This is a genomic window from Variovorax humicola (assembly GCF_037889915.1).
Classification (GTDB): domain Bacteria; phylum Pseudomonadota; class Gammaproteobacteria; order Burkholderiales; family Burkholderiaceae_C; genus Variovorax; species Variovorax humicola.
Genome location: NZ_JBBKZV010000041.1, coordinates 1 through 22,235 on the forward strand (window position 1 = coordinate 1; position 22,235 = coordinate 22,235).

Below are 22,235 nucleotides of genomic sequence, written 5' to 3' on the forward strand. Positions count from 1 at the left end.
AACTTCTCGATCAACGCCACCGTCGCGTGGCGCGACGGCACGCCGCGGGCCACGACCGACGGCGGCGGGCATGACCCGCAGTTCTTCGTGCAGGCGCAGAAGAGTTTCTGACCATCACCGAAAGGCAGGCATCCCATGACCACTCGCCTCGATGTGTTCCGCCGCGGTTGCGATGCCAGTCTGGTCAGGCTGCGACCGCTTGTAGTCTGCTTGCTGGCCGCAGGGCTTGTGCCCGCACTCGCCCAGACGCTGCCCACCGGCTTCAAGGCGATCGGAGGCGGCGTCACCATGAGCCAGCCGGGCATCGGCACGATGAACATCACGCAGTCCACGGTCCGTGCGATGGCGCAATGGAACAGCTTTTCCATCGGCGCGGGCGGCATCGTCAATATTGCGCAGCCGGGGCCGGCGAGCGTGCTGCTCAATCGCGTGGTCGGGCCCGATGCGTCCACCATCGCGGGCCGGCTCAATGCCAACGGGCAGGTGTTCCTGGTCAATCCGAACGGGGTGCTGTTCAGCAAGGGGTCGGTCGTCAACACAGGCGGCCTTGTCGCCTCCACGCTCGACATCGGCAACGCCAATTTCATGGCGGGCAAGCAACTGGTGTTCGAGCGCGCCGACGGCAACCATGCGAGTGTCGTGAATGCGGGCAGCATCCATGCGAGCAAGGGCGGCACCGTCGCACTGATGGGCGAAACGGTGCGCAACGAGGGCGAAATCCACGTGGCCAGCGGAACCATCGGCCTGGTCTCGGGGCGGCAGGTCACGATCGATTTCGCGGGCGACGGGCTCACCACCTTTCGGGTGTCGACCGATGTGAAGGCGACCCATGCATCGGCCGAGAACACGGCGGGTGCCACGCTCACGGCGGACGGCGGACGCGTCGCCATGCTGGCCGTGGGCAGCACGCCATCGCAGTGGGTGGTGAACCAGCAGGGCACCGTGCAGGCGCACTCGCTGGTCGAGCGCAACGGCGAGATCATCCTGGGCGGTGGCGACGGCGACGATGTGCGCGTGGCCGGCACGCTCGATGCGACCGGCGCGCAGGCAAGGCTGAAAGGTGGGAGCATCAGTGTCGAAGGTGGGCGTGTGCTGGCGGATGAGGGCGCGGTGATCGATGCGAGCGGCAGCGCCGGGGGAGGGAGCATCCGGGTGCATGCGAGCGATGCGGCGGTGGTGCTGGCCTCATCGAGCATGCGCAGTGATGCGATGGACAAGGGGGAGGGCGGCAAGGTGGCGGTGTTTGGCGACGGCACGCTGCAGGCACGGGGGCCGATCACTGCGCGTGGGGGCCCGAACGGCGGCAATGGCGGGTTCGTCGAGACCTCGGGTGGAAGTGTCGATCTTCACGGGTTACAGGTCGACACGAGCGCAGCCAGGGGGAAGGCGGGCGAGTGGCTGCTCGATCCGGGGAGCATCACCATCAACGCAGGCGTGTGGAATGGTGACAAGAGCATCCCCTGCGGAGTAGTTACTTGCGACCATCAGGCTCTTCCTTTCCCAGCCGCTGGGCCCGCTGCGGACTCCGCCGTCTACGATTCGGAGATAAATACCGCCTTGGTCGACAACGCCACTGTGACGATCAGGACAGGGGACACGGGCGTGGCCATCGGAGACATCACATTCGATAAAGCCGTGGCGATCAACTACGTCGGTGCACAAGACAGGACACTGCAGTTCCTTGCGCACAACAGCATCGACTTCCCGGCTGGCGCTTCGATCAAGTCGACTGGGGGCAGGCTGGGTGTCGCGTTCGAGAGCGATCCGCCTTCGAACGTGTCTGCGGGTGGATCGATCTCCTTGGGCGGCACGATCGCTTCCAAGGGCGGAGACATCCAGATAAGGGCTGCGTCCACCCGGGGCACGAGCATTTCCATGACGGGAGGCAGCATCACGACCGGCGCTGGATCCGTGACCATGACGGGTAGTTCGATCAACGCCGCGGGTATTTCCATGACGGGAGGCACCATTGCGACCGGCACTGGATCAGTGGCCATGACGGGTTCTTCGACCACCGCCGCAGGCATTTCGATGACGGGCGGGACCATCACGACAAATGGAGGAAACGTCGCGTGGACGGGCACTTCGTCAACCGGCCCGGGCATCCAGATGACCGGTGGCGACATCGCGACCAGCACCGGATCCGTCACCATGAAGGGCGATTCGAGCGGTGCGGCGGGTATCGCGTTGTCGAACGGTGGCATTACGACCGACGGCGGAAAAGTAAGCCTGGATGGCACTGGAAGCCGCTTCACACCGCCGGTCGTTCCCGAAGTTCCCGAAGTTCCGGGCGTTCCGGACGCCCCCCCCGGCACTCCCGACGGCCCTGTTGTCCCCGGCATCCCCGGCACTCCCGGCGGCCCTGTCGTCGTTCCCGGCATTACCGTTCTTGCCGCAGCCTTCGTTCCCCCTCCAGTCCCCATCGACACCCAGTACGGCCTGGAACTCAGCAATTTCCGCATCAGTTCTGGCAGCGGCTCTGTCAGTCTCAGCGGAACCGGCCGCCAACCGCCGGGCGCGAACGCCGTCGGCATCGGCGGCGTCCGGATCGGGAATGGCAGCAGCATCAGCACAACCACCGGCAATGTCGCCATTACCGGAACGGTGACTTCGACCTCGGTACCGATAGCGGGCATCACCCTCGCGTCCATTGTGGAGGGCGTAACGCCCCCGGCGGTGACGACGAAGTCGGGCAATATCACCCTCTCTGCTCAATCGCAGTCGACCGTCGACGCAATCGACATCGGCGCGCCGGTCAGGAGCGAATCTGGCGCCATCAATGTGCGACGCAATCAGGCCGACGGTTTCATCACGCTCGGGGGCGAAGATCGCACCGATACCTTCGTCATCTCGCAAGCCGAACTGGACCAGTTGGCCGCGCCAACCATCTCGTTCGGCTCGCAGGACGGAACGACTCCCGGGGTCACAGGCATTCAGGTCGCTGGCCCGATCGCATTGCAGGCGCGCCGCAATCTCACCTTGCAGACGGGTCCGTTCGGCAGCCTGCAGGTGAACGGCGACATCAACCTGAGTGGGGGGTCGCTCGCACTGATCGGAGGGGCCGGCGGCACCATCACGCAAACGGCGAGCATTACGGCTGACAGCCTCGCGGTCGTCGCGCCGGCCTTTCTTGGCGCTGCCAACGACGTGGTGTTGACGAACCCCGGCAATGCAGTGAACACGTGGGCGGCCAACGTCGAAGCAAATCTCAAAATCACCACCCCCGGCACACTGGTCGTCGGCACGGTCGGGTACACGCTTGCCGACGGTACGCGGGCGCAGATTGCAGGCGTGACCGCCGGGGGCGCCGCGGTCGTGCGCAGCAGCGGCGCAAGCGTGGTCCTTGCCGCTCCCGTAGTGGCCAACGACGTGTCATTGCTGGCCGCGAATGGCATCGCCCAAGGCTCAGCCGGCGGCATCACGTCCGATCGCATGCTGGCCGTCGCCCAGAACGGCAGCGTGACCCTCAACGCGGCCACCAACAACGTCAACACCGTCGCCGGCAGTGCGCCCGGGCGCTTCGACTTTTCCGGCGCAGGCGCCGTCGCCATCGGCAAAGTGGCCAGCAGCGATCCACAGCAGACCATCGTCGGCAACGGGATCAGCGCGGACATCGTGGATGTACTGGCACAGGGGAGTGGTCTCGCCGTCGACCAGGCCGTCACCGGCGCTACCAGCGCGCTGCTCGTGGCCTCAACGGGCGACCTGAACCTGAACGCGCCGGTCAACGCGCCCGGCGTGGGATTCGCGGCGCTCGGGAGCATCAACCAGACAAGCGCGGGCGGCATCACCGCGAACGGCCTGGTGGCGGAGGCGACCGCGGGCAACGTGAACCTCAGCGCGGAAACGAACCACGTCGACGCGGTCGCCGGCATGGCGGGCGGGCGTTTCGACTTCACCAACGCCGACCCGCTGTCGATCGACCAGGTCGGCGTGCTGGTGCGACGCGGCACCAACACGACAACGGAACTCTCGATCGTCGGCCCGGGGCCACTGCAGCAGTACTTCTCGGCCGATGGCTTGGCGTCCAATGCCGTGCGGGTGCGCACGCTCGATGGCGCGCTGAGCGTGGATGCCGGTATCGCGGCCACCACGACCGGGATCTTGCAGGCGGGCGGTTCGGGCAGCCTCGCCTTGAGCGCAGCGATCAGTGCCGGCAACCTTGCGCTGGATGCCGCCAGCATTGGCCAGGCGACGACGGGCACCTTGTCGATTGGCAGTGGCCTGATCGCCAATGCACGCAATGGCGACGTTGCATTGACGACGGCGGTCAACAAGGTCGGGACGGTTGCGGGCAGCACGACGGGCCGTTTCGACTTCGACAACACCGGTTCGCTGAGCATCGGCGCGGTGACCGTCGCCGACACGCAGCAGTCGACATCCGCGAATGGGATCACCGCCGACGCGCTGCGCCTGCGTGCGCTCACGGGCGATTTCTCGGTCGACCAGGCCGTCACGGCCAGGACCAACGCCGTGCTCCAGAGCAACGCCGGCAACCTGAGCCTCGACGCCGCGACCGATCCTGCCAACCTTGCGTTGCTGGCCAATGGCAGCATCAGCCAGACGGCGGCAGGTGGCATCAGCGCAGGAAGCCTGCTGGTGCGCTCGACCACAGGCGATGTGAATCTGAGCGCCGGCGTCAATCACGCCGACACGCTTGCCGGCAGCGCACCGGGGCGCTTCGACTACACCGACGTTGACTCGCTGGCGATCGGCCCGGTCAGCGTGCTAGCACAACCCGCCTTGCTCCGAGCCGGCCCGACCGCGCCGCTGTTTGAAACCGGCAGCGGCGTGACGGGCAACGCGGTACGCGTTCGCACAGGCGCAGGCGACTTGGACGTCAATGCCGCCGTCAGCTCGGCCAGCACAGCCATCCTGCAAGCCGGCGGCGTCGGCAATCTCATATTGAATGCGCCGGTGAGCGCGACGGATCTCGCGATCGATGGCAACGGCATCGCGCAGTCATCGACAGGCACTCTGACCGTCACCCGTGGTTTGCTGGCCACCGCGCGCGGCGGCGACGTGAGCTTGAACGCGGCGGGCGTCAGTACGAGCGCCGTTGCCGGCGGCGCTGCCGGCCGCTTCGATTTCACGAATGCCGGTGCGCTGACCGTCGGTGCGGTCAACGTCGCGGACGCGCAGCAGTCCATGTTGGGCAGTGGACTGACCGCTATCGATTTGAACGTCAACGCGATGCACGGCGACCTGACGCTGGCTGGAAACGTCACCGCGACCGGCGCCGCGGGCCTGCACGCCGGTGGCAGCGTCACGCAAGCCTCGGGCAGCGGAGGTCTTGGCAAGGCCACCGCAGGAGACGGCAAGACCGGGAAGGCCGACAGGTCGTTGCTGGCGCCTACATCGCCGCCGCAGGGCATCGTGGCATCCTCGTTGCAGGCAAGCTCCGACACCGGCGACGTGCTGCTCGACAACCCCGCGAACCAGGTCGGCATCGTGGCCGGCAGTGCCGCAGGCCGCTTCGACTTTGCCAATGCAGGTGCGCTCACCGTCGCCGGCGTGTCGGCCGACACGGTGCGCGTGCGCAACTTCGTTGGCGACATGACGCTCGCGGGCAAGGTCAACAGCGCGACCTCAGCCGACCTCGTCACGGCCGGACGCTTGCAGAACAGCAGCGGCAGCGCCATCACCGGGGGTACGTGGCGGGTTTGGGCTCAAACCTGGGAAGGCGAGACGCGCGGCGGACTGGCCGGCTCGGGGCGCCTGCCCAACCTCTACCACTGCAGCTACGGGGGCGCGTGCAGCGTGGTCGTATCGAGCAACGACGATCATTTCATCTACACGCAGCAGCCCGTCCTTACGCTGACCGCTGCCAATCTGCGGACATTCGCGGGCCAGTCGTTCCCGGCGATGACCTATGGCGAGAGCGGCTTGATCCTCGGCGACACGGGTGTCGGGGTAAAGGGCGCACTGTCCACGCCGGCCACCCCCGCCAGCCCGGCAGGACGCTATGCCATTAACGGCAAGTTCACGTCCGACGAGGGATACGCGATCAACTTCATCCCGGGCTCGCTGGTGCTGGACCTCGCGCCACCGGCCCCACCCGACGTGGTGCGGGAAGATACCAACACCTACACCTTCGATCGCAACATGGGCCCGCCGCCGATCTGCTTTGCGACAGGGGCGCTCGACGGGGATCGCGCCGAGCAGCAAGGCGACGTGCTGGCTGCCGAATGGACGCGCGTGCGTTCACGGCCGAATTTGCTGAGTTGCGTGAATGACAGCAAGCGCAATGGGTGCTCGGATTTCTGACAGATAAGGCCGGCCCCATGAACCAAGTCCAAGGCACTCTCAAATTTCGGCCATTCGATCTCGCGATCGACCGCATGGGCTCGTGTCAGGAATTGATGAGCCGCGGACATACCCAACAGAACTGCAGCAAATGCGCGGACTCCTGGGGAAACTGCCATGGCTGAACTCCAATACCTCATCAAAGGCGATTCGCCGGCGAATGCCGAACTGATGTTCTGGCGAATCGTCGGGCACGAGGCACTGGCTCGGGCTTCGATGTACGAACTCACTGTGCTCTCGCAAAACTCAGCGATCTCGGCCGGGGACATTCTGGGCTGCGCATTTGACGTCGTCATCGAATTCAAAGATTCGGACGGCGGCAAGCACGAAAGGCATTGCCAAGGGCATGCGGTGCGCTTCACCCGTGCGACGCAGGTGGGGCGCTTTTTCGAATACCGCATCGTCCTGCGATCGTGGTTCTGGCTGCTGACCAAGCGAAGCAATTCCCGCATCCTGCAGGAAAGGCCGGTGCTCGAAGTCCTCGACGCCGTGTTCGAGGACAGTCCGATCAAGCGTTTCAAGAAGACCAAATCGGACAATGTGGTCGGGACGCATGCGCCACATCGCTACTGCGTCCAATACCAGGAGAGTGACTATTGCTTTCTTTCGCGGCTGATGGAGGAGGAGGGCATCTACTACTGGTTCGACGCGCACGAGAACCCGGGCACCATGCACCTGTCGGACGCAAGCGATCTCGGGCACAAGAAGTTGCCAGTGATTGACACGCTGACCTTCGCCGCAAATGCGGCCAGCGAAGCGCGCTTCAACGAGATCACTCGCTGGGTCAGCACACATCAGTTCGACACGGGAAAGTTTGCCTCGCGCGACAGCGATTTCAAGGCGATCAGCAAGGAGCTTAGTGCCGACAAGGGCGATCCCGACACCCATGAACTCGCAGACCTGGAATGCTTCGAATTTCCGGGCGGCTACTACGACGGCGACGATACCGACAACATCGCACGGGTCCGCCTGGATGAATTGGTCGGTCGTCGCCATCGACACTGGGCCCTGACCGGTTGGCCAGACGTTGCTGCGGGTCGAAGTTTCAAATTCGAAGGCGATCCTGACGGAACACGCGACGGCGACTACATCATCGCTGCTTGCACATTTGTGATTAGCCACCCGGGGTACGAGGGCTTGGACATGATGGAGCCTGAGCGCTCGACGAGCACTGTATTGCAGGAGGCATTGAACGACGACCCCGTCAATGCCGGTACGCGCACAGTGCTCGATGATCTGATCAACAGCACGCCGACGCTGCGATTTGGGCCGCGCGGGTCGAGCGCCTTTCTGCTGACAGTCATTCCATCGGCCTCGCCGTGGCGACCACCCCGGTTGACGGCGCGAAGGACGATGCCCGGACCACAGACAGCGATCGTTGTCGGAAAACAAGGCGAGGAAATCTGGACCGAGAAATACGGGCGCGTGAAAGTCCAGTTTCACTGGGACCGGTATGGCAAGCACGACGAGAACAGCTCGTGCTGGATTCGCGTGTCCCAGCCATGGGCAGGCAAGGGTTGGGGCTCGGTGAGTATTCCGCGCATCGGGCAAGAGGTCATCGTTGATTTCCTGGAGGGCGACCCGGACCGGCCAATCATTACCGGACGCTTCTACAACGCGGACAACATGCCACCCTACAAGCTTCCCGGTGATGGCGTTGTCAGTGGACTGAAGAGCAACACCCACAAGGGGAAAGGCTTCAATGAAATGTCCATGAATGACACCGCCGGAAAGGAACAGATCACCGTTCATGCCCAACACGACATGAACACGACGATTAAACATGACGAGACGCATATCGTTGAAACCGGGAACCGGACTATCGCGGTGCGGACAGGCACTCATACCGAGACCATCAAGGGTGATACGGCTATAACGGTCTCGACCGGTAAGTACGAGCACAACATCGCGACAGGCCCCGCCCACTACCACGTCAAGGCCGCCCTGACCGAGGACTACGACACCTCGCAGACGACCACCGTCAAGGGTCCGGTCTATATCCATGCCACGGACAGCATTCAGTTGCATACCGGGTCGAGCAATCTGTGGATGGCCAGCGACGGAACCATCAAGCTGTCAGGCGTAAATATCACGATCACGGGCTCCAGCACCGTCACCATCAACAGCAAGAAGATCTCGGTGATCGGGGATGCCGAGATCAAAGCGTCAGCCCCGAAAGTCGAAATCGTTGGAGGTGACACGGCACAAATCGGCGTGGGAGGGCAGCAGGTCACTTGCGACAAAGGGAAGGTCAACGTGTCTGGCGCCGCAATCAATTCCTCTGCATCCGGCACGCATGAGATCACGGGCGCACTGGTCAATATCAATTGAGGTTTGCCGTGATCAACCTATTTACCGATATCGCTCGACGATTGCGCTCGTTCATTGCACTGATGCACAAGGCTATGTGTCGGCTGCCGGAAGGCGCGATCAACGCGGTGTGGCCGGCAGATTGACGTAGCACCCGGATGCAGGACCTGTATGCAGTCCATTTCAAATGCCTTGAATCGTCTTCAAGAAGACGTCTCGTGGTTCATTCGTGCGAAGGAGGTCAAGCTCTTGCAGGTACGCACGAGCGGCGATCTGTGGAGCACGGTTGTGCGCTTGCTGCCCATGTTCGAGTTCGATCGCGACAATGGATCCCCATGGGTCGTCCTCGAGGACGCGCACACGACGGCAGACGACGGCTGGCGGGCACGCGCCGCGCGGCTCCGCGAACACTGGGATCTGCGCCGCAAAATATTCCTTGATCGGGAAAAGATCGAGATGCCCCTCGCGAAGTACCCAAGTGCTCGGTCATCTCCCGCGTTTCCAGAGGTGTCGGATGCGTTGTGGGAGTTCGGGTCTGCCCTGGCCGGGGTATTGCGCGCACAAAGTGCGCCTCTCGACGGCAAAATCGTTGTCGTCCTTGCCCCAGGTGTGCTCGACGAAGCCGAGACTTTTGGCTCGGACCTGTTGGCCCTGACGTCGAGCCCTTCCCTCAAGCTGGCTCGATGGATCGTTGTGCTCGGTGAGGATCGTGCGGCACTTTCCATTGTCGAGCGCCTGGGTCCAGACGCAATGATCTGCGACTGCGCGATCGATCCCGAGCAGCAGGGCAAGGATTTCGATGCGCTTGCGTCTGCACCGAAGCTCGGTCGCGCGGGGCCGCAGCGCATCGAACCGCCACGGCGCGTCGACGCGCCCCCGAAGCTCGAGCCCGAGTTGAGGGACGCGAAACTTCGCGCCGCAGGTATCGATCCAGCATATCTGGAGCAGGCGCCTGTACTGGCGAAGCTTTTGTTCGGAGCCGCGCTTGCGATGAAGGATGGCCGTGGCAAGGACGCGATTTCGATTCAGCGACAAGCGCGTGATCTCGCCGCATCTCTTGGATTGCATGACGTCCAGGTGATTTGCACGATTGCACTAGCCTCCTACCTGAGCGGACTGGATAAGCGTGAAGACGCCGTTGTCGAGCTCCGGTCCGCGATCGAGCACGCGGAGCAACACCAACTCGGACTTGCTGAGGCGCAGGCACGATTGGCGCTCGGCCTGCTTTTTGCCCTCGACAAGCGCTACAGCGACGCCGTGCGCGAGTATGCCCAGTGCGCCCGCGGGGCAGAGCATGCAGGCTCTCCCCTGATCGCGATAGAAGGCTGGCGATTGGCTGGTCAGATCGGGATTGAACTCGGAAGCGATTCGAATGCTGCTCTCTGCTTTCGTGAAGCGATCCGTATCGCCGAAGGCACCGAGGTCGCTGTCGCTCAGGCGTCGAGCGCGGCAGAGGCGGCGCGGGCGCTCGCGAAACGCTACGCCGACAAAGGATTCGAGGCACACGCCGAGTCGCTGTTTCAACAGGCCTACGCTATCGAACAGGGCGAGGTCGGGCGGCCGAAGGTCGCAGACCAATGACCAAAGGCTAAGCCATGCTCGCAAGTAGCTGGGGCGATCCGGTTCTGGGAATCGACATCCACTGGGAATTTGTGCCGATGCCGGCACCGGTGCCGACGCCGATCCCGAACCCGTTCACCGGCGTCGTGTTCGACCCGATGGGCTTGGCGGTAGGGCTCGCGATCAGCAATGCCATTGGCATGGCACTCGGCGGCTCGCTCAAGGGACCGGTCACTTACTGGGGCATGCCCGCGACGAACACCGGCACGGAGGCGAAACACGTCCCCGGACACATCATCATCCCTCCCGGCACGAGTTGGGCGCCGGTTCCCAAGACGCCGAAGCCGGCGATCAGAGGCGCGCCCAAGCCAGAAAAGCCAGTGACGCCATCTAACGATGCGGTCGTGATCACTGGCTCGAAGACCGTCCACGTGATGGGCACGAATGCGTCGCGGCTGGGCGATCTGCTATTGAGCTGTTCGGAGCCCGTTCGTTTGCCGAGCTCGGTCATCCTTGCGGTGCCGAAGGGTGCGCCGATCCTGATCGGCGGTCCGCCCCATCTGGATCTCATGGCTGCAGCGATGGCGTCGCTTCGAACGCGCTTCATTGGCGATTCTATTCAGGCCGGGATCAGCCATCTGCCGATTGGCAATCGCGGCCGAGCGGTCCTGAGCTGGCTCGCGTGCAAGCTCACCGGTCATCCGGTGGACGTCGCCACAGGCAAGGTGATGACGCGCTTTCTTGACGCCGAGCTTCCAGGCCCCATGCCGCTGCGTATCGAGCGCTTCTACTCGTCGAACTTCGCCGGACGTTCCAGCCCACACGGTCACGGGTGGAGCACTTCGGTTGATCGGGCAGTGTGGGAAGAGCGCGGGAAAGTCGTGTGCCTGCTCGACGACGGCCGCGAGATCGAGTTCGATACCTTCGATCTGCCGCAGCATACGATGCAAGTCGGTGACGAGATCTTCTATCCGATCGATCGCCTCACGCTGCGGCGCGAAGAGAACGAACGCTGGCGCATCACGGACAGCGACGGTTTCATATACGAATATGCGCCGGTCGCCGGCCGGTCAGGCCGCGCGCCGATCGCGCGCATCTTGTCGCGTGGGGGCCTACACGAGATCACCTTCAGCTACGACGCGAAGGGCCGCCTCGAGTGGGTGCGTGACTCGGCGGACCGTTTCATTGGCTTCGAGCACGACGAGCAGGATCGCCTGGTCGTGCTGAAGCTGCCGCACCCGGATCAGCGCGGTTGGTACGCGCACCGAAGCTACGAGTACGACGCAGAGGGCGATCTCGTGCGCGTCTTCGACTCGCAGGAGAACGCCTGGTCGTTCGAGTACGTCACGCACCTCTTGGTGAAGGAGACGCAGCGCGGGGGCCTCAGCTTCTACTTCGAGTACGACGGCCTCGGCGGCGACGCCTGGTGCACGCGCACTTGGGGCGACGGAGGAATTTACGATCACGTCATCAACTACGACAAGAAGAACAAGGTCACCTTCGTGGCCGATTCGCTAGGTCACAAGACGCAGTATCACCTCGACGCCAACAACCTTGTCACAAAGATCGTCGACCCGCTTGGAAACGCGAAGACGTTCAAGTACCACCCACGGTTCTTCACGGTCATCGAGTCAGTCGACGCGCTGGGGGCCGTCACCCGGAGCGAGTTCGACGCACAGGGCAACAAGATCGCGGTCGAAACGCCCGATAACGCACGCGTCCTTGCGCGCTATGACGAAGGTCTGCCGATCGAGATCCGCGATCAGATCGGCGGCGTCTGGCGCTACAGCTACGACAGCGGAGGACAGCTGCTCGAACTCGTCGCTCCTACCGGCGAGACGGTCCGCTTCGGCTACGACGCTGGCATCCCGGTGTGGCTCGAGCGTGCGGACGGAACGCGCGCGACGTTTGAATGGGACGGTGCGAAGAATCTGCGCCGCACACATGCAGCGAACGGCGCCGTGACGGAATACCAGCACGACGCTCTCGGCCAACTGCGCAAGTTCGCCGACGCCCGCGGTCGCGTCATCCGCTTCCAGCACGACCTCGAAGGGCGCCTCGTGCTCGCCGAGAGCTCCCCTTGGAGTATCGAAGAGACGAAGTATGACGCGGATGGCAACGTGATCGAGTTCAAGGACGGGATCCGGACCGTGCGCTACCGCTACACCGGCTTCCGCAAGATCGCCGAGTACCGCGAGAACGACGCAGGCGTCGAGTTCAAATACGATACCGAGCAGAAGCTGCTTGCCGTGGAGAACGAGATCGGCGCGCAATGGACCTGCGACTACGATCCACGCGGCCGTCTTGTGAAGGAAACGGATTTTGACGGGCATACGCGTGTGTTGTCACGCGATGCGCGCGGTCGCATCGTGCGCATCGATCGCTCAGGCGGCACGAGCGTCGAGTTCGGGTATGACAAGGGCGGACGCATTGCTGACTACGCGTACGGCGACGGCACCTATGAGAAGGTCGAATACCGTGCGGACGGTGCAATGGTGCGCGCTGAGAGCCCGTGGGTGGTCCTCGAGATCGAACCCGACGCGCTCCGCCGCGTACGCCGCGAAAGCACCGAGGAGAGCTGGGTCGCGAGCGAGATCGCTCCCGGCGGCAACCGCGGCGCGATCGAGACCTCGCTGGGCGCGCGACTCGGCGCCGCGTACGATGCGCTTGGCCTACCTTCGGTGATCTTGCTTGGCGGAAATGGGGGGCAGCAGCTCTCGCTCCGCATTGAGCGTGATCCGTTGGGCGAAGAGATGTCGGTGAGCGCGAGCAACGGCGTGAGCGCGGTTTGGACGCGCGACGGGCTCGGCCGGCCGGCCTCGCAGCGAGTAATCGGCAGTGACCGCGAGGTGGTCGGCGCACGCGCGTACCGCTGGAAGTCGGTGCTTCAACTCGACGCAATTCTCGACGCGCAAGCAGGACTGCGCACCTTCGAACATGACGAGCGTGGCCGCCTGAAGGCCGTGCACACGCCGCATGGCACCGACGTGCGCGCCTACGACAAAGCAGGACGCGTCCATCGCGATCAGCGCCGCACCTACAGTCCAGGAGGTCGATTGCTCGAGGACGGCGACACGGTCTACGAGTACGACGGCGAGGGACGGCGTGTTGCGAGGCGCTGCGGCTCCGAGGAGTGGCGCTACCTTTGGACGGATGGCGGCCTCTTGCGCCAGGTCGTGCACCCCGATAACACGGTCACGCGCTTCGAATACGACGCGCTCAAGCGGCGCACGAAGAAAGCCCACCTGCGCGTCGGAGAGGACGGCGGCGAGACCATCCTGCGCGAGCGCCGCTTCGTGTGGGATCGACACGTTGTAGCGCACGAGATAGACAGCATCGACGGAGTCACGACTTGGTACTGGGAGCCCGAGAGCTTCCGGCCGATCGCGAGGGAACGCGGCGGCGAACGCTGGATGATTGTGACCGACGATCGGGGCGTGCCGAGCGAGATGTTCGACGCGGGTGGAACGCTCGCGTGGCGCGCGCAGATCGATGTCTACGGCAAGGCCCACCTCAGCGTGGGGGAACGTGGAGATTGTCCTTGGCGTTTCCCCGGGCAATACGACGATGCCGAACTCGGCCTTTACTACAACTACTGGCGCTATTTCGATCCCCAGAGCGATTCATACATCTCACCCGATCCGCTTGGCTTGCTCGCGGGCCTGCGCGCGTGGGGCTACGTGCTCGACCCGATGCTGCGCGCCGATCCTTTCGGTCTCGTCGATGAGTATGCGGTCCAACCGTACGGAAACGCGGGCCACACGGGCGACGGCCTCGACGCCGACGAGATGCTCGGCAGCGTGTGGCTGCGCGAGAATGGTTATGGCAAGCGAAGCGGCTACGTCGGTCGCCGCAACCCCGCGATGGGCATAGATCCAGCGCTCCATCGCGAGATCACCGCGGCGCAACGCGAGGCCGGCCTCTTCGATCACGCCACGGTGCGCGGCCAGACTGCAGCCCAGAATATCGCGGAAAACGCCAAAGTGAGGCAGAGCGTGATCGCCGATTGGCTCGTACGGGAAGAAGGCCTTTCGCGGCGGGCGGCAAACAGGGAGGCGAAGGAGTTGGTTGACGCGTTCAAAAAAGACGCGCAAGCTTATGCGAATCAGCTTGACGACCTCTCGGAGGAGGCAAAGGCGAAGGGCTGCGGGGGTTGACTATGGAGAAGGACTCGGCCTCGGCGATCGACGAGGCGGTGAAGCGCGTTGTTGATGTGTACGGCTACGATGGCGCGGCATCGAAAACGATCGAGGAGCTGGTCCGGGACTCGATGTCGCTGCTTGACGATACCGCGGAAGTTGAGTCCGATATCGAGTCGATCCTGATGCTGAACGTGTGGTGGACACTCGAAGTCAGCGGCGATTCGCCGTTCGAAGAGGAGGGATTTCCGCAGAGCCCGCTCATCCTCGCCACGCACCTCAACGGGTGGTACGGGTTCCAGCTGTCTATGAGGTTCGGTGCGCCCCGCGGCAAGGTGATCTGGTACGTCGACGTCATTGAGGGGAGCGTGTATGCGGCGCACTGCGACGCCCACAGGCAACCTGAGCGTTTCGTCGAACGACCAGTGTTTTCTTCACTCGAGGCGTTCCGCCGCGCGGAGAGCGACTTCTCGGCGGTCGGACGTGCTCTCTTGGATAGGCAGGAGGGCGTCATCGAGGAAGCTGAGCTCGCGCGGATCGTCGATCGTTTCAAGGCGGAGAACAAAGCGCTCGTGAGCGCCTTCCCTGATCATTTTGCAAAGCGCGGCATCGTAGGCGCGCCCGAGCCGAGCCCTCCGACAGCGCCACAGGTGCGCGCCATCGCCAACATGGCGGCGTGCACTGAGCTCGCTGAGCGCCTCGTCGCGTCGGGGCTGGGCAAGTCGAAGAAGCCGATGGCGCTTCTTGATCTCGACGAGCGCGACGCGCCACGCCTCCACGCGAACATGCTCGGCCTTGTCGAGCTCGGTCGCGCCGCCGATGCTCACACCCTTGCAGAGCGCGTGAAGGCGGAAGCGCTCGGTGTTCCGCTCACGCGGAGGTGGGCTGATCGAGTACTCGCTGGCAAGGTTGGTCCGCTTGGTTGATCTCTTTAATCGCCTCTTTGTCGCGCGCGACGCGTATGCGCCACTGATAGTCGAGTCGCGTACGGTCGTCGACGGCTCGCGTGTCGGTGGAGCACCGCCCGTGGCGTCGCCCGCCGGAATGCGCTTCTATCTCACCATCGAAGGGCGGGACGTCGACGTGCGCTGCGCAGGCACGGCGCTTTCATTCTTCTGTGACGAACGCGATGTGGGCACGATCCGTCTCGTCGTGCATGCGTCTGCACGGTCGGCGAGCCCCGGCCGCGCGATCACGGTGGGCGATCTTATTACCGAGCGATCGGGCCTCCCGGCGCTCCCGGCACTGGGCGCGATGACGTCAAAGATCGGGGGCCGCCCCGGCTATGTCCAGCACGAACTGCGTGAAGATGTTGGTGACTTGGAGTTCGTCTTTCAATGGCTGGAAGATTCGATGCCGACCGATCTCCCGATCTTGATCGGCGATGGCGCAATCTATGTGTTCGCGCGAAGGCAACATCGCTCGTTCGATCTGCATAGCGCCTGCGCCTTTGTGCAGCTCGGATGACTGGCACGCAGTTTCATAGCGGTCACCGCGAATGCACCTTCGGCACACATGGAATCCAACGTTTGGTCAAGAATGTTCGACACACCGGTGAATGCGTCGTTGCTAGAAACCCTTTGTTATGCATCCATGAATTTGAAAACTGCATGGCGCCTGCAAAAACATTTGGAGTCTCTGCGCTGCGGTCGGTGTCGGCCGCGGAGAAAAATCTGGGGGCGGTGTCCGGGGGTGTGGAAATCATTAGTCGCACGATGTGCCGACAGCGCACGCTCCTCTTAAATGTCGGGTATCAATGGCGTAGCATTTGTGAGCCGAATAATGTTAACGATCTTGGTGGTTGCCATCTTGGTGCTTGTCGGCATCGGATTCACTAAGCTTTACCCTGAGCAGCGGGATTCAGTGCGCAAAGCGCTGATTCAAATTGGTCGAGCGTTCTTCAGGTGACTGGGGAGTGCATCCAAAGTCGGGGGAATAGACTTTCGGTGCGGATTGACCGGTCGGGGTAAATACCATTACGAATCTACGACTTGGGTCAAGGGCTTCTTGCGCAAGACTTCCGAAACGCGAGTTGCTGAATTCAATGGCGTTTTCGAGCGGGGACGACGTTTCCGTCGCAGATATGCGATCTCAAAAAGCCCACCCAATGCGGGGGCCGGTTGCGACGTTCGGGCATGATCATTTCGGCCCGTCCGCGCCCGCTGCCTGATCGACCTTTAAGGCGAGTTCAGCCGCCAGGATCAGGCATGCATGCATGGCGTAGGCCGTCTGCGTGACAAATGCGTCTTCAACGAAGGGCGCTACACGTTGGGGCTCTGGTGCAAAGTTTCGGCGTAGCCGAGAGACGTCTCCAGAGGGCCGCGCAGGTTATGCCGAAAGCACGTCATTCCAAATCGCGGGCGCAGCTTGGCCCCGAACATGCAGGCGACCGAGATTGAACTGACCCTTGCGGATGCGATGCTGCAGTTCGACGCCGGCGATCGTCACCGCAGCACAGTCGAAGACCTTGAACCCGAGCATCGGGTTGATGCGCGACTTCACGCCCCGATGGTCTTGCTCGATCATGTTGTTGAGATACTTGGATGATCGCAGCCGCGTGTCTTTCCAGCACGCGTTCTGCGCGGGCAGTTCCTGCACTGCGCGGTGCGAAGCGGCATAGCCATCCAGCGTGATGCTCATCGGCGCGCGGCCTTGCGTCTCCAGCGCCTTTCGAAAGAACGCCTTGGCGGCCTTGACGTCGCGATGGGCGCTCAGGCGGAAGTCAACGGTCTCGCCTGCTCGATCGACGGCCCGGTAGAGATAGGTCCACTTGCCTCGGACCTTCACATAGGTCTTGTCGACGCGCCAAGATCGACCGGCTTTGCGGGCGAAGCGATTCCAGCGCTTCTCGAACTCGGGCACAGACCGCTGGACCCAGCGCATGATCGTTGTGTGGGCCAAGGCCAGGCCACGCTCGGCCATCATTTCCACCAGGTCACGCAGGCTCAGCTTGAAACGCAGATACCACCGAACACACAGGACGATGACTTCACGCTCGAAGTGTCGGCCCTTGAAAAGTTCGTCCATGCTTTGCAGCCTCTGCGCCATCGATCCGCCTTCAGTTCAAAGGCCATAGCCTACCCGCGGCGCGATTTGCACCAGAGCCTCTTCGCTCATCCCGTGGACCTTGGCCTGGTCCTTGATCTGGCCCTCGACAAGGGGCGTCTTCACGTAGCCCGGGCAGATCGCGTTGCAGGTGATCGCGGTTTCAGCCACTTCGAGGGCTACGGTCTTCGTCAGACCCACTACGCCATGTTTGGCGGCCACGTAGGCGGATTTGAAGGGAGAGGCGACCAGCCCGTGGGCCGATGCAATGTTGATGATGCGGCCGAAGTTGCGCGCCTGCATGCCTGGCAAGGCCGCCTTGATCGTGTAGAAGTTGGAAGACAGATTGATCGCCAGGATCTGCTCCCACTTGGCACTTGGAAAATCCTGTACCGGCGAAACGAACTGGAGTCCGGCGTTGTTGACCAGGATGTCGAGATGGCCGAACTCGCGCTCTGCCTCCATCACCAGCGCCTCGATCTCTTCCGGCTTGGACATGTCAGCCCCGGAATGAAGTACCTTGACGCCAGTGCGCCCGGCCAAGCTGGCACGCATGTCTTCGATCTGCGCTGCGTTGCCAAACCCGTTGAGCATGACGTTCACGCCAGCCTCCGCCAGCGCTGTGGCGACGCCAGCGCCGATGCCGCTGGTCGAGCCCGTAATAACGGCCGATTTACCTTTCAACATGTGCTCCTGAAGTGATTGGACGTTGCACCTCAGGTGCATCCGGTTGCACGTCGGGTGCTGCGCGCTGGAATGCGTCTTGAGCCATGCACGTCGCCTGGCTTGCCGCGGTCGTTGTCTTCTCCTCGAACCGGGTTGTCGCTTCCGCCACCTTCCGGGCTGCGCGACGGATCGCCTCGGCCGCTGCGGCGGAGACGCTGCCGGTTGCAGCTTCGCTCGCATCGACTGCGGCCTTTGCCTCTTTCAGAGCCTTGTTGCCCGCGCGCTCAGCCTCGCTTGCCGCCTTGCTTGCCGCCTTCGCCACCTTCTGGCTCACCGGCGGCGGGCTCAACTGACCCGGTGCCATGCCTTCGGCCGCAAAGGCCGTTGCAGCGAGGGACAGCGACAGCAGCGCGATCAGGCGTCTTGATTCCATGCGATTTCTCCCGGTGAGACGAGGTGGCAAGCTTGCCGCCGGCGCCCCGGGCGGGCCTTGAGCCAGCGCAAGGAACGAACGCCCGGCTTGAAACGGTCCCATTGCGCCCGGTCAAGGCTGCGTCACGACAACCGACGTAGGGTTGCCGGATCTCCAACCCCGTCAGCGCAAACACCATGCAGGATCTGTGGCTCGGAGCCCGGTTACTTCTGTTGCTCGCCGTGGCCAACATCACGCCCATCGCCGCCAAAAACCTGCTCGGCGCGCGCTGGGCATGGCCGCTGGATGGCGGCATCTGCCTGCCCGACGGACGGCCACTGTTGGGACCGTCGAAGACCGTGCGGGGCGTCGTGGTGGCCGTGGGCGCCTGCATGCTCTGCGCACTGCTCATGGGCCTTCCGGTGGAAGTGGGCGCGCTGGCCGGCGCGGGCGCCATGGCGGGCGATGCGCTGTCGAGCTTCATCAAGCGTCGCCTGGCGATCGAGCCCAGCGGACAGGCGTTCGGGCTCGACCAGATTCCGGAATCGCTGCTGGGGTTGCTGGCGGTGCGGTTCGCGCTCGACGTGCCGCTGCTTCAGGTCGCTGCGATCACGATCGCCTTCGCTTTGCTGGAGATTCCGCTGGCGCGGTTGGCCCATCGCCTGGGATTGCGCGACAGGCCCTACTGATCGCGTCACCTTTGACCTGGCACAAGGTCTGAGACCCCACCTTTTTTGCGACGCGACGCAAGGAAGCCTCAGGGAAGTCCCAGCGCTCTGAGCGAATTGTTGATGATCTGAAGCCCCAGTGCGACTTGGACGATGCCCAGGACGGCACCGAGGATCGGCATCAGCACACTGAGGACGGGTAGCATGAGTCGCGTCATGAGCATGAAGAAGAGGTTCACCAGCATGATGGCCAGCATGACGGCGCCGATCAGCAGGCGGCTCCGAATATCCGGACTCAGGGCGAGGAACACTACCAGCGCTGCGATTCCGTAGGGGGTGACAATCGCGGGAAAGGCGAGCGGCGTCAATGCCGTCTTCAATGTCGGCATCGCGACTGGCTGTCCGTCGTCGTCATGATGCGCGGGGGGGTGGAACTGCTGAAGGATGTTGGTCAGGGCCACCAGGAACAGAATCAGGCCTGCGGCCAGTGACAGAACAGGCAACGGAATCCCATAGCTGCTCAGGATGCCCTCGCCGAGGAAAGCCGCGACCAGCAGTGCGAGACTTGAGAACAGAGTCGCCCAGAGGGCAATCCGGCGCGTCAACACCGCGTCCGCGCCTTTTGTCACCATCGCGAAGGGTCCAATGATCTTGATCGGCCCCAACATTAGAAACAGGAATGTGAAGACTTGTCTCGCAGGGAATCGCTTGGTTTGCGCCTGAGTGGCGATGACGTCAGCGGCCAATGCGGCGCCTGCGCCGACCAGGCAGAAGAAGCCCACACTAAGCATTGCGCTTCGCAAGAGGGTACCGCTCGAAGGCGGGTTGGCGGGTTTCACGGATAAGACGCGGCGAAGCTCAAACGGGCATGAGCCGAGCACCTGGCGGAGGCGCGGGGTCGGCGGCGCCATTGCACTCGTCGATGGCGTCGGAGACCGAGATTTTGCGCCCGAAGTAGCCCAGGCTCTCTTCCATCCCTTCGGCCCGGAGAATGTCACGCACCGGCGCGTGAGCCGCGACCAATTGCAATCGGATGCCCGCCTGGACGAGTTCCTGATGCAACTTCGACAGCATCTTTGCGGCTGCCATGTCGACCTGGGGCGACGTCGACAGGTCGCAGATCACCAGCTTCGGCTTGTCCGGTGCGGTCTGCAGCATGCGACGCACGGCGTCGTGCACATGGTCGACGTTGAAATAGAGCAGGCTCGAGTCGACGCGGAAGATCAGGACCCCCGGCACCGACGTGTTGTCAGGGTTGCGTTCGATGTCGGAGAATTTGCGCGTGCCCGGTATGCGGCCCAGGACTGCGACGTGCGGACGCGCGACCCGGCCAATCAGCAAGGTCAGAGAAGCAAGAACCGCAACGATCACGCCGTTGAGAATGCCCAACAGCAGTACCGCGCCGAACGCGATCATGGATACGGCGAACTCATAGCGGCTGACGCGCCAAAGGCGCTTCATCTCGCCGATGTTCACCAGCCCCTTCACAGCGACCAGGACGATGGCGGCGAGGACGACGTTGGGCAGGTTTTTCAGCCCGCCGGTCAAAAACATCAGGCACAAGCCGATCGTGATCGATGCGAAGACGAGTGCGAGCGGAGTCTTGGCGCCGGCCTTGTCGTTGACCGACGACTGAGACAGTCCGCCGGCCACCGGGTAGGCCTGAAACAGCGCCGCCCCGAGATTGGCAGCGCCGAGGCCGAGAAATTCCTGGCGCGGGTCGATCTCGTACTTGTGCGCGTCGGCCAGCGCGCGTGCGGCGGAGACGCTCTCCACATAGGAAAGCAGCAGGCAGGCGAACGCTAGCGGCACCACGCCTTCCACGTCGCGCACCCGCAGGCCCGGCCATCTGAAGCTTGGCAGCCCCTGGGGCAGGGCGCCGACGACCTTGAAGCCGAGGTCGCCGAGCGCTGTCACTGACAGCAAGATGGTTGAGACCACTACCACGAAAAGTGCTGCCGGCCGCCCCGGCAGGTACCTTTCCGCCAGCAGGAGCAGGACAAGCGCGACGAGACCGAAAGACAGCACGGCCAGGTTTGTATCGGGGATCTGCCCGCCCAGAATCACGAGGCGATCGAAGAAGTCTTCTCCGCCGCCCTTCACGCCAAACAGCTTGGGCAACTGCGTCAGCGCTATCGTGCACGCCGCCCCGGCCTTGAAGCCGAGCAGGATGGTCTCGCTGATGAAGTTGACCAGCGAACTGAGGCGCAGTAGCCAAGCGATCACACACATGGCTGCAATCAGCAAAGCCGTCAGCGCGGCGATACTGGCCCACCGTTCCGGATCTCCGCCTGCCATGCCGGCGACGGTGACGCCGACAAGCATCGAGATGGCCGAGGTCGGGCCGATCGCCAATTGGCGAGACGATCCGAGCAGCGCGTAGAACAGTCCACCCACGAGGTAGCAGTAAATGCCGTACTGCGGTGGCAGCCCGGCAAGGGACGCGTAGGCCAGCGACACAGGGATGCCATAGGCGGCCAAGGTCAGGCCCGCAATGGCGTCGTTCGCGAGCCACTTGGCCTGATAGGACCGCAGCCATTGGGCAGCGGGCAATGCGGCGCGCCAGCCATGCGCGGATGCATCTGCCAAGAACGTGTCCGCCGGTCGCGCTTCCTGATTCACGAGAGCCCCCACGAGGATGAAATACCGGTCCCAGTATCCGGCGCGTCTGCAGTGGCCACTTGATCGAGATCAAGTTCGCCCCGGTACTGCAGCGTTCTTTCCCGCAATGTCCTTTTGCGCGCTATGTGATGCGGTATGCGGTGGTCCACTGCCGCAGTCAGGAGCAGGCGCAAGAGGTTGCCGACAGCGCCGCGGCCCGCCCCGAAGGCCAAGTCGTGTCCGCTGCCGAGCAGTTCTACAGCCTCGCCTTCTGATCCCCGTGCCGAGCGTCGGCCTTCATTCGCCACGACGTCCTTATTGCGACAGAGCCCTTCGACTTCGGGGGCGGGCAGTGCCGCGGATGCGACGATCCGCGGGCCGCTTTTCTCCCGGTCGTATCCGTGCGTGGTGTTCTCCTTTGGTTGCAGGCTGGCGGTGAGCGTCCGGCGGTCCGGCGAACCCATCTTGAGAACGGCGATGGCGTCGGTGACGATGGTGTCCACCAATTTCGGATGAGGTGGTCGATGC

General features: G+C 63.4%; 13 protein-coding genes. 7 read left to right on the forward strand and 6 right to left on the reverse strand.

Features of this window, described 5'->3' with window-relative positions:
* The first annotated feature begins 135 nt into the window (after positions 1-135).
* The 6 genes from WKW80_RS33005 (at position 136) to WKW80_RS33030 (ending at position 15,782) form a co-directional block, all read left to right on the forward strand.
* Entirely contained in the window at positions 136-6,267 is a 6,132-nt protein-coding gene (locus tag WKW80_RS33005) for a two-partner secretion domain-containing protein (RefSeq protein ID WP_340367810.1), read from the forward strand.
* A gap of 156 nt (positions 6,268-6,423) precedes the next feature.
* The gene (locus WKW80_RS33010; protein WP_340367811.1) at positions 6,424-8,637 is read left to right on the forward strand and encodes a type VI secretion system Vgr family protein; all 2,214 of its coding nucleotides are present in this window, start codon (positions 6,424-6,426) and stop codon (positions 8,635-8,637) included.
* A gap of 150 nt (positions 8,638-8,787) precedes the next feature.
* Positions 8,788-10,197 carry a hypothetical protein gene (locus tag WKW80_RS33015; protein WP_340367812.1) on the forward strand — a complete coding sequence of 470 codons (1,410 nt, stop codon included), beginning with the start codon at positions 8,788-8,790 and terminating at the stop codon, positions 10,195-10,197.
* Between the two features lie 14 nt (positions 10,198-10,211).
* The gene (locus tag WKW80_RS33020) at positions 10,212-14,333 is read left to right on the forward strand and encodes a DUF6531 domain-containing protein (protein ID WP_340367813.1); all 4,122 of its coding nucleotides are present in this window, start codon (positions 10,212-10,214) and stop codon (positions 14,331-14,333) included.
* Positions 14,334-14,335: 2 nt separating this feature from the next.
* Entirely contained in the window at positions 14,336-15,241 is a 906-nt protein-coding gene (locus WKW80_RS33025) for a hypothetical protein (protein WP_340367814.1), read from the forward strand.
* Positions 15,234-15,782 carry a hypothetical protein gene (locus WKW80_RS33030; protein ID WP_340367815.1) on the forward strand — a complete coding sequence of 183 codons (549 nt, stop codon included), beginning with the start codon at positions 15,234-15,236 and terminating at the stop codon, positions 15,780-15,782. The genes WKW80_RS33025 and WKW80_RS33030 overlap by 8 nt, the downstream gene beginning before the upstream one ends.
* Before the next feature lie 861 nt (positions 15,783-16,643).
* On the opposite strand, the gene WKW80_RS33035 is transcribed toward WKW80_RS33030, so the two are convergent.
* Genes WKW80_RS33035 through WKW80_RS33045 form a run of 3 tightly spaced genes read right to left on the reverse strand, consistent with a single transcriptional unit; the run spans position 16,644 to position 18,459 of the window.
* The gene (locus tag WKW80_RS33035) at positions 16,644-17,351 is read right to left on the reverse strand and encodes an IS6 family transposase (RefSeq protein ID WP_340367839.1); all 708 of its coding nucleotides are present in this window, start codon (positions 17,349-17,351) and stop codon (positions 16,644-16,646) included.
* A gap of 27 nt (positions 17,352-17,378) precedes the next feature.
* Positions 17,379-18,047 (reverse strand): 3-hydroxybutyrate dehydrogenase, encoded by a 669-nt coding sequence (locus WKW80_RS33040; RefSeq protein WP_340367816.1) that lies wholly within the window; start codon positions 18,045-18,047, stop codon positions 17,379-17,381.
* Positions 18,034-18,459, reverse strand: coding sequence for a hypothetical protein (locus WKW80_RS33045; protein WP_340367817.1), 426 nt, complete (start codon positions 18,457-18,459; stop codon positions 18,034-18,036). The genes WKW80_RS33040 and WKW80_RS33045 overlap by 14 nt, the downstream gene beginning before the upstream one ends.
* 176 nt (positions 18,460-18,635) lie before the next feature.
* Here WKW80_RS33045 and WKW80_RS33050 point away from each other — a divergent pair, with 176 nt between their 5' ends.
* Positions 18,636-19,127 (forward strand): CDP-archaeol synthase, encoded by a 492-nt coding sequence (locus WKW80_RS33050; protein ID WP_340367818.1) that lies wholly within the window; start codon positions 18,636-18,638, stop codon positions 19,125-19,127.
* Between the two features lie 68 nt (positions 19,128-19,195).
* Here the strand turns inward: WKW80_RS33050 and WKW80_RS33055 are convergent, their stop codons facing one another.
* From WKW80_RS33055 to WKW80_RS33065, 3 genes are read right to left on the reverse strand one after another with little or no spacing between them, the layout of a single operon-like run.
* Positions 19,196-19,945 carry a MarC family protein gene (locus WKW80_RS33055; RefSeq protein ID WP_340367819.1) on the reverse strand — a complete coding sequence of 250 codons (750 nt, stop codon included), beginning with the start codon at positions 19,943-19,945 and terminating at the stop codon, positions 19,196-19,198.
* 19 nt (positions 19,946-19,964) lie between these two features.
* The gene (locus tag WKW80_RS33060) at positions 19,965-21,728 is read right to left on the reverse strand and encodes a SulP family inorganic anion transporter (protein WP_340367820.1); all 1,764 of its coding nucleotides are present in this window, start codon (positions 21,726-21,728) and stop codon (positions 19,965-19,967) included.
* Positions 21,725-22,210: a hypothetical protein gene (locus WKW80_RS33065; protein ID WP_340367821.1), complete on the reverse strand. Its 486-nt coding sequence runs from the start codon at positions 22,208-22,210 to the stop codon at positions 21,725-21,727. Before WKW80_RS33065 ends, WKW80_RS33060 begins: the two co-directional genes overlap by 4 nt.
* Between the last annotated feature and the right edge of the window lie 25 nt (positions 22,211-22,235).

What these genes read in the sequence shown, in the direction of transcription:
- WKW80_RS33015 (WP_340367812.1), top strand. Translation starts at nt 8,788, where the DNA reads ATGCAGTCCATTTCAAATGCCTTGAATCGTCTTCAAGAAGACGTCTCG.
- WKW80_RS33050 (WP_340367818.1), top strand. Translation starts at nt 18,636, where the DNA reads ATGCAGGATCTGTGGCTCGGAGCCCGGTTACTTCTGTTGCTCGCCGTG.
- WKW80_RS33045 (WP_340367817.1), bottom strand. Translation starts at nt 18,459, where the DNA reads ATGGAATCAAGACGCCTGATCGCGCTGCTGTCGCTGTCCCTCGCTGCA.
- WKW80_RS33025 (WP_340367814.1), top strand. Translation starts at nt 14,336, where the DNA reads ATGGAGAAGGACTCGGCCTCGGCGATCGACGAGGCGGTGAAGCGCGTT.
- WKW80_RS33020 (WP_340367813.1), top strand. Translation starts at nt 10,212, where the DNA reads ATGCTCGCAAGTAGCTGGGGCGATCCGGTTCTGGGAATCGACATCCAC.
- WKW80_RS33010 (WP_340367811.1), top strand. Translation starts at nt 6,424, where the DNA reads ATGGCTGAACTCCAATACCTCATCAAAGGCGATTCGCCGGCGAATGCC.
- WKW80_RS33005 (WP_340367810.1), top strand. Translation starts at nt 136, where the DNA reads ATGACCACTCGCCTCGATGTGTTCCGCCGCGGTTGCGATGCCAGTCTG.
- WKW80_RS33040 (WP_340367816.1), bottom strand. Translation starts at nt 18,047, where the DNA reads ATGTTGAAAGGTAAATCGGCCGTTATTACGGGCTCGACCAGCGGCATC.